Annotated in this window: 13 protein-coding genes; all 13 read right to left on the reverse strand. The window is 34.1% G+C overall.

Translation table 11 applies throughout. The features are described 5' to 3' along the window. Positions 1–11 precede the first annotated feature (11 nt). The 13 genes from HVS_RS11645 to HVS_RS17245 all read right to left on the reverse strand — a co-directional run bounded on the left by HVS_RS11645 (position 12) and on the right by HVS_RS17245 (position 13,601). Entirely contained in the window at positions 12–323 is a 312-nt protein-coding gene (locus HVS_RS11645; RefSeq protein ID WP_101302572.1) for a late competence development ComFB family protein, read from the reverse strand. Between the two features lie 74 nt (positions 324–397). Next, positions 398–1,510 (reverse strand): S41 family peptidase, encoded by a 1,113-nt coding sequence (locus HVS_RS11650; RefSeq protein ID WP_159063450.1) that lies wholly within the window; start codon positions 1,508–1,510, stop codon positions 398–400. Positions 1,511–1,663: 153 nt separating this feature from the next. Beyond that, complete coding sequence (locus HVS_RS16585) at positions 1,664–1,840, reverse strand: hypothetical protein (protein ID WP_157943025.1); 177 nt, start codon at positions 1,838–1,840, stop codon at positions 1,664–1,666. A gap of 113 nt (positions 1,841–1,953) precedes the next feature. Next, entirely contained in the window at positions 1,954–3,012 is a 1,059-nt protein-coding gene (locus tag HVS_RS11655; RefSeq protein WP_101302576.1) for a type IV pilus twitching motility protein PilT, read from the reverse strand. Between the two features lie 224 nt (positions 3,013–3,236). Beyond that, complete coding sequence (locus HVS_RS11660) at positions 3,237–4,292, reverse strand: type IV pilus twitching motility protein PilT (RefSeq protein ID WP_169926545.1); 1,056 nt, start codon at positions 4,290–4,292, stop codon at positions 3,237–3,239. A 74-nt stretch (positions 4,293–4,366) separates the two neighbouring features. Further along, positions 4,367–6,064 (reverse strand): substrate-binding domain-containing protein, encoded by a 1,698-nt coding sequence (locus HVS_RS11665; protein WP_101302579.1) that lies wholly within the window; start codon positions 6,062–6,064, stop codon positions 4,367–4,369. Positions 6,065–6,085: 21 nt separating this feature from the next. Next, positions 6,086–6,712, reverse strand: coding sequence for a hypothetical protein (locus HVS_RS11670; RefSeq protein ID WP_101302581.1), 627 nt, complete (start codon positions 6,710–6,712; stop codon positions 6,086–6,088). Beyond that, positions 6,709–8,034 (reverse strand): DUF58 domain-containing protein, encoded by a 1,326-nt coding sequence (locus tag HVS_RS11675; RefSeq protein ID WP_242971552.1) that lies wholly within the window; start codon positions 8,032–8,034, stop codon positions 6,709–6,711. Before HVS_RS11675 ends, HVS_RS11670 begins: the two co-directional genes overlap by 4 nt. A gap of 2 nt (positions 8,035–8,036) precedes the next feature. Next, on the reverse strand, positions 8,037–9,023 hold the full coding sequence (locus HVS_RS11680; protein ID WP_101302583.1) for an AAA family ATPase: 987 nt from the start codon (positions 9,021–9,023) through the stop codon (positions 8,037–8,039). After that, the gene (locus HVS_RS11685; protein WP_101302586.1) at positions 8,977–10,143 is read right to left on the reverse strand and encodes a hypothetical protein; all 1,167 of its coding nucleotides are present in this window, start codon (positions 10,141–10,143) and stop codon (positions 8,977–8,979) included. The genes HVS_RS11680 and HVS_RS11685 overlap by 47 nt, the downstream gene beginning before the upstream one ends. Positions 10,144–10,210: 67 nt before the next feature. Continuing rightward, positions 10,211–12,820 (reverse strand): transglutaminase-like domain-containing protein, encoded by a 2,610-nt coding sequence (locus tag HVS_RS11690; protein ID WP_101302589.1) that lies wholly within the window; start codon positions 12,818–12,820, stop codon positions 10,211–10,213. Positions 12,821–12,905: 85 nt separating this feature from the next. Continuing rightward, positions 12,906–13,331: a hypothetical protein gene (locus tag HVS_RS17240; RefSeq protein ID WP_242971553.1), complete on the reverse strand. Its 426-nt coding sequence runs from the start codon at positions 13,329–13,331 to the stop codon at positions 12,906–12,908. 54 nt (positions 13,332–13,385) lie between these two features. Further along, positions 13,386–13,601: a hypothetical protein gene (locus HVS_RS17245; RefSeq protein WP_242971554.1), complete on the reverse strand. Its 216-nt coding sequence runs from the start codon at positions 13,599–13,601 to the stop codon at positions 13,386–13,388. Positions 13,602–13,674: the final 73 nt, after the last annotated feature.

The following is a 13,674-nucleotide window of genomic DNA, read 5'->3' on the forward strand; positions in this document are numbered from 1 at the left end:
ACAAAATAAAATCAACCGCAGTGATGAGGGTTTTTCTTTACCGTTTCAAAAGCTTTTTGTATCATTTCTTTAAGCTTAATCCTTAAATTTGTAAAATATTCATTATTTTCGTCCTTGTCAATGAAGTTTGAACAATAACAGGGTTTTAATTGATTAAGCACAATTGCAGCAACATCAGCTAAACAAATCCAGCATTTACAAAATCCTCTTCTTTCCATATTTTCGGTATCTTGTATATATTCCTCTAATTCTTTTAATACAACATTTTCTGTAAGGTTTTCAAATCCTGCATGTGTGTATAAAATATCCCTGAATTCACTCATTTTAATTATCTCCTATCATAAATTATTTTATATATTTTTTTATCGGTAAAAATAAATTCCGTTTTATAGTTGCACTATTCTTTTTCTGACAAAATTGTTACCACTGCACTAAAGTAATCATCCTCACTTTCAAACTTTCTTCCCCCGCTGTCATTTTCTATATAGTCAAACAGTGCATTAACATCTTTTTCTCCCACAGTCCATGTTGAAGTTACAACACCAACTTCAATTCCGCTTTTTTGATATTTGTTAACGCTTTTGCCAACTCCCTGCCCTACCGTCCTGCTTCCAATTACCTTAACTTTGTCAGAATAATGATTTTTTAGTGAAAGAGCCAGAACTTCTGCACAAGAAGCTGTAGATTTGTCCACAAGAAATAAAATTTTGTCAAAATTATAATGACCGCCTTTTGAAAAATAAGTTGTTTTTTGATGTTTTCCATGAACAGTCATAACCTCTGTGCCTTTCGGCAAAAATAATGAAGCTATATCTATCAATACATCCCTTTTTCCCCCTTTGTTGCCCCTTAAATCAATTATCAATATATCATTCTTTTTCTCTTCTAACCTGTCCTTTAATACTTCTAAATTACATTCTTCAAATTCAGGTAATTTAATATATTCAAACACTTCAGGACCTTGCTTTTCAAAAATAGAGCCTGTGTTTTCTTCACATTCATCCTTTTCTTTTTTTTCATATTGTATCCCGCTGACATAAGAAAAGTACATTTCATTCTGCCTGCTTAGCATTTTTGCTTCATTTAAATAATCTTCCACATCTCTTTTTTTAATTAATATTTTATTTAATAAATTTTCTTTCATATTGATGTATTCGTCCTTTTCTACAAAAGAGTTGTTGAGACTTTCATTTTCAAAAAAATTTATTATATCTTCCACATCGGATTTGTATACATATGAACCATTGGCATAGAGAATATTTCTTGTAAAATCATAAAAACCTAGCAACGCAACCTGGGCAATTATCACAACACATACAATGTATACTGTGTTTTTAATGGAGCTGTTTTTATTTGATATAAGATAATACAGACAATTTACAAAAACACCTGCAAAAAAAACAAGCCCCGCCCACTGTCTGGAAAACACTAGAAGAATCCCTAAAACTACTATTAGAATCGCATTTATGGTATTAAGAGGCTTTTTAAGTTTGTATTTTTTTATTTTCATATTATATTCCCCCATTTGAGAATTATCGACACTTTCTATAAAATTATATCATAATTCCGACATAAATAATAAAATAATCTGATAATTTCATTTAAAAAAACAGGTTATGCAACCTGTTTTTTTAAATGATATAAATATTAAATGATATAAATTTTAATTCAAATCACAGTGTCTGTCTATAGGGGTCAAATTATATAAAGATATATTTACATTTATTTCATTTGTATTTTCATCAAAAAACCTTCCACAGTTAGAACATCTTATACAATTTAAGCTTTCCTCAACCATTTTATACTCTTTGCATTTTGGACACTGCCACCATTTTTTCATGCTATCAACTCCCCTGCTTTATTAAAAAACAATTAAAAACAGATTTTATTTGTCTTATTACTTAACTACCCATATTTACATTCTTTCAAACAAATTATTCATCTTTTAAGAAATTACTCACCTAAAAATCTCCTCAGCATTTCTTTATCTGTGCAATACAAATAAGCATTTTCTTTTGAAATTTTACCCTTTTTGTAAAGATCAGCTATGGATTTATCTAAAAGCTGCATTCCATGACTTACTCCTGTCTGAATTGCGGAATTAATTCCAGCTACCTTCCCCTCCCTAATTAAATTGCTTATAGCAGGTGTTACAATCATAATCTCAATGGCTGCAACCCTTCCGGTATTATCTTTTTTAGGAATAAGCCTTTGGGAGATAACGGCTTTTAGTGCTCCCGCAACCTGGGTTCTTATCTGCTGCTGCTGATCTGATGGAAACACGTCTATGAGCCTGTCAATTGTCTTTGCCCCCCCGAGGGTGTGCAGTGTGGAAAAAACAAGATTGCCTGTTTCCGCCGCAGTTACAGCTATACTAATTGATTCAATATCTCTCATTTCCCCTATGAATATTACATCCGGGTCTTCCCTAAGCGATGCCCTCAGGGCATTTGCATATGATTTGCTGTCCTTTCCTATTTCTCTTTGGTTTACAATACACTTTTTGTGCTCGAAAATAAATTCAATGGGATCTTCTAATGTTAATATATGTCCATCCATTGTGGAGTTTATTTCATCTATTATAGATGCCATAGTTGTAGATTTGCCGCTTCCGGTTGGACCTGTAACAAGTATCATTCCCTCTCTTATTTTGCATATATCTTTTATTACAGGAGGAAATCCCAATTCTTCAAATGATGGTATTCTACATGGAAGTACCCTGAATGCCATTGCTATGCAGCCTTTTTGAAAAAAAGCATTTACACGGAATCTGGAAATACCCGGAATAGATATTGTATAATCAACCTCACCTTCAGACAAAAGCTGTTCGTATTTTTCGTTATTAAGGCATTCCTTGGCATAACGCCGGGTATCCTCTTCTGTCAGTTTATCCGCCGGAATTGTCCTTAACCGTCCGTTAATCCTGAAGGCTGGAGGCCGTCCCACTGTAATATGCATATCTGACGCATTGTACCTTACTGCCAATCTTAAAAGTTGCTCAAGCTCAATCAAATTTTCCACCCCCCAAATTCATACACCCCGGCTGTAAGTATGCATATAATAGCATTTCATAGTTATTTAGTCAATAAAAATTAAATATATAAAACTTATAAATCTACATGGTATTATATATGCTGTCACATATAAGTATAATAAAAAGCTCCACCTTATAGAAGATGGAGCTTTAAAATTTTGTATATTAATTTTTGTGTATTAATAAAATTAATATTATCTACCTAACCTATATATCTTCTCATTGCTTCCTTGTCCACACAAAAAGCATATGCATCGTCTCTTGAAATTCTGCCTTCATTATACAAATCTGCTATATGCTTGTCCATTAACTGCATGCCCTGGTTAAAACCTGTCTGGATACACATATTAATACCTGTGATCTTTCCTTCCCTGATTAAATTGCTTATAGCCGGTGTAACAATCATAATTTCAAAGGCTGCAACCCTTCCTTTACGGTTAATATCAGGAATAAGCCTTTGGGAAATAACTGCTTTTAAGGCACCAGAAACCTGTACCCTTATCTGCTGTTGCTGGTCTGCAGGAAACACGTCTATAAGCCTGTCTAGTGTCTTGGCCGCCCCTAAAGTGTGAAGGGTTGATAAAACAAGGTGACCTGTTTCTGCCGCTGTAACAGCTATACTGATGGACTCTATATCCCTCATCTCACCTATAAATATTACATCCGGGTCTTCCCTTAAGGATGCCCTCAAAGCTTTTGCATATGTTTTGCTGTCCTGACCCATTTCCCTTTGGTTTACAATACATTTTTCATGTTTAAATATATATTCTATTGGGTCTTCTAACGTTAAAATATGCCCGCATTTATTCCGGTTTATTTCATTTATTATAGCTGCCATAGTTGTAGACTTACCACTACCTGTAGGACCTGTAACCAATATCAAACCTTCCTTTGTTTTGCACAGTTCCCTGATTATAGGCGGGAGGTTTAGACTATCAATTGTAGGAATATCAGAAGCTAATACCCTGAAGACTATTGCTATGGAACCTCGCTGGTAAAAAGCATTTACACGGAATCTGGAAACTCCGGGAACTGTCATTGAACAGTCTACTTCTCCCTCCGCCACAAGCTCATCAAATTTTTCTTTTCCCAGACATTCCCTTGCATACTGTTTAGTTTGCTCCGGTGTAAGTTCCTCTGCATCAATTGGTGCCATCTCTCCGTTAATTCTAAAAGAAGGGGCTCTTCCGACGGTTATGTGTATATCCGATGCCTTTTTTTCAACACCCATTCTTAATAGTTCCTTTAGTTCAATCATAACAGCATTCTCCTTCTTTTTGAATTTCAGCATCCTTTATACTTTATCGGAAGAATGGGCTTATTATTTTATAGTCAGGATAATTTATTTGTAATATCTAAACCCAGTCGGACTGCCTGGTTTTTGACTGTGGAAACGGCTTTTGAAATATGTGAATTAAAATCTTTTATTCTCTTTATCCATTTTTTCATTTCGTTAGATATTTCGTGATGGTCTTCAATAGTTACATCCCTGTCGCCTATTGAGTCTTTGTATTCATCCACCAAATCTTCTAAAACTGTGGCAGCACCGGATATGGACATAATAGGCGTCATAAGGTCGTGAGAAACATTTCCTAACAAATGCCCCAACAAAGCTAAACTTTCATTTTCAGGTAACAACCTTTTCACATTTCCCCTTTCTAAAAGCATAAGGGCACCTTTTAATGAATTGCTCACCTGTATTTTTAACATCTGCAATTCAAGTGGGTTAGCATTTGTGGCATCAACACACATAATGCCTAAGTGTTCCCTGTCAAAAAATAAAGGTGTTAAAAGATAAATGAATCTTTTTTCAAAAGGAATATAAGAATCAGGCACCACATCTTTAGTATCAAAATATTTAATATCTTCTTTTATACAATCAATCCTCTCCCCATTGTAAAAAGCATATAAAAGTTCAGACTTTTCAGGTATATCATAAGATACATTAAATAAATATTCATCCTTATATAAAATTGTACCTCCCACATACTTTGAGATAAAAAGGCTGTTTAAATTGCACAGTTTTAAAAGTTTAGTAATTCTATCGTATAACTCTTCTAATGAGTAAGTTTGTACATTTTCATCCAGCATTATATTAGATGATTTCAGGTAATTATCTAATATATTATTATCGGAAATATCACTTAGATTTTTTTCTGATTTACACCCGCAACTTTCCCTTATTACTAAAACAGAAGGAACTATATAAACTTTTTCCTTCCCTTTGCCGTCAATTTTATCAAGCAATGCTTTTAATGAAAGGTTGCATATTTCTTCAAAGGGCTGTCTTACCGTTGTAATATAAGGCTTTGTAAATTTTAAATTAATTGAGTCGTCAAATCCGCACATTATACCTTTTTTAGCAGCGTCAAAGTTATATTTTTGAGACAAATCCACTATGGCACTTGCAGCACCTAGCGCCATATCATCATTAGAAAAAACAATTGCATCGTACTCTGTGTTTTTTATAATAATATTTTTCATTATTTCATAGCCTGTGTGGAAAATAAAGTCCCCCTGAAATATTATATCCGGATCCTTTTTTATATTGTTCTCTTCTAAAACTTCCAGATATGCCTCATACCTCTCCAGAGCTTCTAAATTGGTTTCAGGTCCTTTTACAAAGGCTATTTTCCTATATCCGTGATGGTTTATAAGATGTCTTATCTGCTCTTTCATCCCCTCTTTGCTATCAACTAATATACTTATAGCATCAGGAACTTTTCTTCCTACAGATACAAGGGGTATCCCTTCAAATCTTTTTAAAAACAAATCAAATTCCAAATCATCTATAAAATTTGCAATAGTTGATGAAAATATAACAAGCCCGTCAATCCTGTTTTTGTTTACAAAATTATATATAATGGAATGTTTTCCATCTGTGTCCTTGCTATGCTTTAATGCCCTCCCGTCATATACAAACAAATTGCAATTGTGCTTCTCTGAAGCCTTTTTCATCATCAGCCAAAAATCAGTCAAATAACTCCCGTTTATACCGGTAAGCATGACCCCTATTGTCTTTCGCCTCATAGTTTCACTCCTAAAAGCATTTTATTTTGTAAAAAATATACTTTTTGATATAAATGCAATACATCCTGTAATGACAGCAAGACCTAAAAAAGCAGTAAATACAACAAAGGAAGCTGAAGCATTTTCATAAAACGTTTTAAATCCTGTAGCTATTAAAAATAGACAAACACCTGATATTAAAATATTAAAAACTGAATAAAACTTGATTTTTTCTTTTAATATTTTATGTATTTCTCTCTCTTCCACCCCTTCTAAAGGCCATTCTTTTAAATACTCTTCAAACTTTTTAAATCTTAGTGCAAACATCAAAAATACAATAACCCCCAGCATCATAACAGCAGTTATTTCTGTAGGGATAAATTTTTCAATTTCTCCGGAACCTATTAAAAACTTTGAGTGCGGCAGTACTGCAAAAGAAGAAAAAAGTATACATACAATAGCTATAGTTTTGTAGATGCTTTTTTTGTGAAAATATGCAAAAGCTACAAAAGATGCAGTAACAAGGTTTGTTAAAATTATACTTCTTGTACTTAAAATTTCTCCCTTTACTATATTTTGATATGGAGGGGTACTGCACAATAAATAATATGAAATTATATATGCAAAGGTAAGCATAAATATTGATACCGCTTTTAATCTATGCTTCATGTATATCCCACCACCTGTTTTAAAAGTGCACCTGTCAAACTTTCCTTCACAGGATTCCAGTCAATCCATATGCATTGTTTTCTCAAATCTTTAGATATTATTACATTCATTGACTGGAGAATGCTTGAGGCAATTCTTTCTGATTCATTTTCCGCCATCAATTCATAGCCTACAATATTTAATACCATTATACTTGGAAAAAGACCGTTTCTACTTGTATAACGGGACATAGTCTCCACTGCACTTTGAATTTCATAAAAATTGTTATTGCAAAATCTTGTAATTATAATAAACATAGGTCTAAGTCCCGGGAAATAACTTTTATATGAATACACCACATCGTCAAGGGACTTTACTGCTTTATAAAAATCGTCAAGCCTGTAATAATTGTTTTTTATATTTATTAATTCTTTTAATATTTTAAAATACTGCTGTTTACCCGTTCCTGGAGGGACAAACACTTCATGTTCCCCGCCATATGTAACAAGTGCCAAATTGCAGTTTTGCTTTAAATAATAATCCCCTAGTCCATTTACCGCTTCAATGGAATATTCCATAACATTTTTTATATTGGTACCGTACCCCATTATTTTAGAAGTATCCAAAAATATCCAGACAGTCTTTTTTCCCTCTTTTTCAAATTCATTTACCACAGGCCATATTTCCCCTCTTACAAGGTTTCTGGAAGTGGCCTTCCAGTTAATAGACTTGAAAGGATCTCCCGGGTAATAGGAACGTATTTCCTTAAAATCATTTGTAGTCATCCCCATGCTGGCCAGTGCCCCTTGGGGCATGGGAATTTTACTTGTCACCGATACCCCCCTCACTTTTTTAAGTTCCAAAAGCCTTGGGGTAATCTCTATGGAAATATCATTTTTAAAACTTCCATTTTTCCAGTAGTTGCAAATAACATGTCCTGATTTCCACCTTGTCTCGTTTAAAAGGTAAATACCCGACGTTGTACATTTAATTTTATAAGAAATATTTAATTTTCTAGGCTTCTTTCCCTTCCACACCGTATAAAAATTACTTCCTTCCACCAATTCAAAATGCTGAGGGATAAAATCAGATATTTGTATAGGGCCAATGCCTGATTGTATACTAACTTCCAGCTCTACATCCAATATTTCCCCCACAGTGGCTCTTTTTTTAGAAATGTTTTTTTTAATAGTTATATCTTTTGGTCCTTCTATAAAGTACCCAACAGCTAAAAAAGCCAGAGGAATAAAGGATATCATCAAAAGTATATTGTTGGCAAATAAAAAGCCGGATATTAAAAGTGCTAAAAATACAGAGCTTAAAATGAAAATATATCTCTGCACTATTAAAACCCTCCTGCCTTATCTCTTCTGTAGCTTTTAGGCACTTCCACATTTTTGAGAATATTTTTTACAATTGCCTCCGGAGTTTTTCCCTCTAATATGTGTTCCACATGGAGTATTATCCTATGAGCTAAGGCATCAACTGCAATAAACTTAACATCATCCGGAATAACATAATCCCTTCCGTCAATAAGGGCCTTTGCACGGGAAAGTTTTAAAAGTGCCAGTCCTCCCCTTGGACTTGCACCAATTTTTACACCGGAGTCTTCCCTGGTTTTTCTGATTATCCTGGTTATGTACATTAAAACATTGTCATCCACATAAACCTTTTCAACCTGCCCCTGTATTTTTAAAATTTGTTCCATGGTAATAACTGACTGTATATCCGCTGTAGGGTCATCTTTTTGCCACATTATCCTCCTTTTTAAAACCTGGCACTCTTTTTCTTCACTTTTTAAATAACCTAAGGACAGCTTCATCATAAACCTGTCCATTTGAGCCTCCGGCAGCGGGTAAGTCCCCTCCATTTCAATGGGGTTTTGGGTTGCCATTACAATAAAAGGAGGTTTTAACACATGGGTTGTCCCCTCAATGGAAACCTGTCTTTCTTCCATTGCCTCAAGAAGTGCTGACTGGCTTTTGGGCATCGCCCTGTTTATTTCATCAGCAAGAAGAAAATTTGTAAATACTGGACCTTTTTCAAGTTCAAACCCTAAAGAAGTACCCTTCCATATCTTTGTACCTAAAATATCCGACGGCATTAAATCAGGAGTAAACTGGATTCTTTTCCATTCACACCCTGTTGTCTTTGCTAAAATTTTCACCAGCAAGGTTTTCCCAAGACCTGGATTGTCCTCAAAAAGTATGTGACCTCCCGCTAAAAAACCGCATAATATTTTCTTTATAAGCGACTGGTCTTCTGTCACAAAAACCTTACCTATCTCATCTATTGTCTTTTGTATTAATTGCTGAATTTCCTCTATATTCATAATACCTTCCCCTTCCATATAGTTCTAAATTATCAGTAACATCTTTTACTACTTTTATCCTGTTTTGCTTGTTTCTCTCCTCTATAACCCTGTAATTTTTTGCAGACATTATTTCTGTAACTTCAATATCTTTATGCTCTAAAATAGGAGCTATTATTCTGCTTGCTGTAACTACAGGAATCTCAACCCTGTATGCCATATAAAAGAGATAAGAGGTTAAGCCGCTTTTTCTTCCTGTCATTACAAAGTCATCAACATATTTGGATATACTGGAGATATCCCTTATCTTATCATAGGTTATCCTCTGTAAATGTTTTTTCAGCCTTACATCAGGCTCTTCCTTTATTACCCTTCTGATGCTGGCTATAAGAAGAATAAAAACCACAAGCAAAACAACAAAAACAAAAATCCATCCCGTTTTTACATCCTTAAGCAAAATAACCCTCCTAACATCAATTAGCATAAAAAGTGCTATACTTATAATTATAAATTTTAATAAATGATTTCTTTTAAGCCATGAGGAAATTTTAATTAAACTCTGCTTTTCTGTAACATCTATCAGAGATATTAACTGCAAAACAGAGAGAATTATAAAAGAAAGCATTAAAATTACATTAATGGAATGCTCTTTATCAGGTTCAGGCCATAGAGAGCTGTAGGCAATTTCCACGGTAACCCCGGCTAAAATGTAGGAACCTGCAATGATAATGCTTTCTGAATATATACCGCTTCTGTAAAGCTCACTTATTTTATGCAAAATAACTGCTATGGTAAAAAAGAGAATTCCTATACTTGCGTCTTTTAAATTTTGGTAATCTGAAATATAATAAAAAAACAAAAACAAAGCCACACCGGTCCCAAGTATAACAATTAATTTTTCTATGAATTCAGCGTTTTTACCCTTTAGAAAAAATACAAAAATTTTCTTAATGCTAATTGCCAAAAAGAATGCACACACGGAAAAAATCAAAAAGTATACTTGTTCTTTTGCATGGTACCAACGACCTTCCGGTAATAAAAAGTAATACCATGACAAAAATACAAGTGCAACAAAAATCAGCGGATAAACTAAAAGTTCTTTAAAAATATTGTTTTTCTCCTGTATACCTTTTGGGTGCATCCTGTTCCTCCTAATATACTTTCCTCTTATCCTGCATGCTTTGTGTTTTATACATACGGTTTTATAGTTACAATTGGTTTTTGTAATTTTCAATGGCATTTAAAAACATTTCATAATCATTTCTATCTATAACATCTAAACTATACACCGATTTTTCTAAAATAACAAATATTTTTTCTAAAATTTTGTATTTACTCTCCGGAATCTTAGATTTTAAAGAAAGACATATTTCCCTTAAAGTCATTGTAGCACTAATTTTAATATCTTTTCCAAGTATATCTTTTAAAAATTTTTGACCTGAATATATAATTTCTTCCCTGTATATAACAATTTTTAATTGCCTTGAAGATAACAGGGTATTTTTTTCTGAAACATTAATTGTGTATTTTCCTTTCTTGTGAAAAGTTAGCTGTTTTTCACAAAAATTCCCCCTTTCATCTACAAACCTTACTAATAAGGTATCTCCAACTCCCCAGACATCAGGGAAATTCTCCTTTATAAGGGGAAATTCTACAAATAACTTCATCCTTCCTCTTTTTCTGTCCGCTACATAACTAAAATCTGAAAGCGGCAAATGAGTATTCTCACCATCTGCTAAAGCTAGTTCAGGCTTCTTAAAAAGCTGCATGCTTTTTGTTTTTATAATTAAAAATACAATGGCTGCCACTGACAATAACAATAAAATTATCGCCAATAAAATCCTCAGGGGCATAAGTTTCCATACAATTAAATTCACACTCACATTAGAAGGATAGTAAAACTCTGTACCATAAAAGTTTGCATTATAAGAAAGTGAATACTTTTTTGCAAAAAACATTTTTTTTATAGGGGATAAATTATCAGGAATTTGGATTTTTATATTTTTGCTAAACTTTCCTCCTTCCTCGGAGTAAACTTCTTCAAAAATATCAATTCCATCAAATTTTATGTTTATAGGAAAATTTTCTAAGCCTTCCCCTGAAAAAACATCTGTGATTTTCCCTTCTATTTTAAAAGTTGTACCTATTATTGTGCTTTCTGAATATATCTCCAAATGGGTATCTGTTACCACTTTTAGTTCCGGGTCGCTGGAGGATGTCCTGTATAAATCATTTTCAAGAAGTTCTGCAATTACATGATACTTACCCGGACCTGTCTGTTCTTTTACATCACATTCCACTTCAAAATACCCGTTTTCAACATTTGCCTTTGTATAGGAAAGACACGGTGCATCTTTTTCTTCCTTTAGATATATAAGTACTTGCATACCGTCTAACAGCCTTCCATGGGAATCTCTTACCCTTCCCCGGACATTAAAGCTTGTTCCCCGCTTTGCTACAGGGTCAGCATGGGTTATTTCTGTAACGGTGCTTTCCGGCGGGGTATAAAAAGGATAGCTGGGGAAAACATCCATAGGTATCCATCCATACTCCTCAAATTTAATTTCAGGATAAATATACCTTTGATCACCATATACTATCTGGTATGGCTTTGTATCATCAATTCTGTACCCTATAGCCAGCCTGCACGGAATTCCAATAGCCCTTAAAATAAATGCATAAGCAGATAAAAAATCCAGGCTGTTTCCTATTTTTTCACCTTCAAAAAGAAAAGAGTGTATCCCGTCATTATCCCCGTAGTTATTTATAACTGAATTGTCCAAAATGTAATTATTAAGAAGGTATTCTTCTACAAACTTAATGGCTTCATAATCGCTATTGCAGTTTTCTATTATAGTGTCAAGTAAAGCTTCCATTTCTTTTGAATATGAAATTTCATAATGGGACTTACTTACTTTTGCATTCCTTAGTTTTTCTTCAGTGGGGGGCACAGTATAAACCATTTCATAAAAAGTCTCCACCGGGTTTTCTGCAACATATATTCCTGTGTTTTCGTATTTTAACAAGGCATGACGATACTTTAGTTCAATATTTCCAGACAGCACAGGCAAATTCCCGCTGGCAGGTTCGACAGGCTTTATTTTTACAGAGTTTTTTGAGAAATTCTCCTCCATCTCTACCCCAATCATTAATTTTAATTCAGGCTCTTCCTCTGTATTAATCAACCAGCGGTTTTTATAATAGTTTTCCATAACCATTACTTTTAAAAAAGGAAAATTTGGCTCCCCTAAAACTTCAAGAACAGGAATATGCCCTGATTTTTCTTCATCAGCTATTATGCTGTTTCCTAAACCGTCTCCACCAAATGGAATGCCATCCCCGTTTCTATTTCCTGAAATATCAATATTTGGCGTACCATTAAAAAAGTCATCATTAATGTTACCTGCATCAGGCAAAAGACTTTTATTTTCTTCTTCCTGTGCATAATTTTCTCCAAAGGAAGGGTTAAACACCTCGTCCTTTCTTTCCCTGGCTTGTTCTTTCCAGTGGTTAAAATCCTCAATATCTCCGTCCTGATTGTTTAAATTTTCTTCCTCGTAGCCAGCTGTTTCTTCTTCCTCCTCTTTTTTGTCATCATCAGGTTGTCCAAAATATTCCCCATCTCTATCCTTACTGTTTTCTGTATCGCCATTATCATCCATTGAGTTGTTATTCCCACCCACTCCTGCAACATCGGGAGCAGGTAAACTAAACATACTTACTGCCGTCATTATTAGAAAAATGGACAATAGTGCCACCAAAAAAAACAAAACCAGCTTTATTAAATTGTTTTTTATGCTTGATTTGTTAGTATCCATCAAGGTATATTATATAGAATTTTTTAAAATTTGTACACTATAATAAACTGCGTTTATATCTAATCTCACATTAATTCCGTTAAAACTAAATTTTTTTAAAACCCTTCAAATAAAGAAGATTTGTAATTATGCCATTGGATTTCCACCAGTTTTTGCTTACCGCCCACTCTTCAGGATAATCCGCCCAGTTCCACGTGATATTCCACGAACCGTCATCCAGCTGTGTTTTAATTATAAAATCACATTCAAAATCTGCAATCTCTTTATTATTAATATAAAATATGCTTTCTTTGCTGTTAAAAAATTGCGAAGGCCTGCAAACATATGATGTTTCCCATTCACCGGCATTCCTCGTAATACTTTTTTCAACCTGCTTTATTAATTTGGCTTTTAAAGCATTATTGTCAAAAATATCATCAGCGCCTACTTCTTCAGCATATTGCATAAGGCGGATATAGCATAGCACTGTGTGCATGTTTCCAAGAAACCCCTGATTCATATAAGTATCCACAGCTTCTTTTGCTATACGGCAGCCAAGGGCATAAAGCTCACTGTCCTTATCCGCTTACCTAATGATAAAACCTGCCAGACAAGCCGTAGGATTGTAGTCATCATGAACACCCCTGCTTTTAGTATTCCACCATGAGGCATGGGGATAATTATCATTGCTGTCTATGATGTTTAACCAGAAATGTCCGTTAAAATCTTTGCCGCTGCCGAGGTAATCCAATATTCCCCTGATTGGCGGATGCGATTTGTCAGTAAACTTGATTTCACGCAATATTTCAGTTGCAAGCCAGGTCTGAATAGGTGAAAAATTTGGATTCCATGAATCTGGTTCAAGGGCATGTTCA

It is taken from the genome of Acetivibrio saccincola (genome assembly GCF_002844395.1).
Lineage (GTDB): Bacteria > Bacillota > Clostridia > Acetivibrionales > Acetivibrionaceae > Herbivorax > Herbivorax saccincola.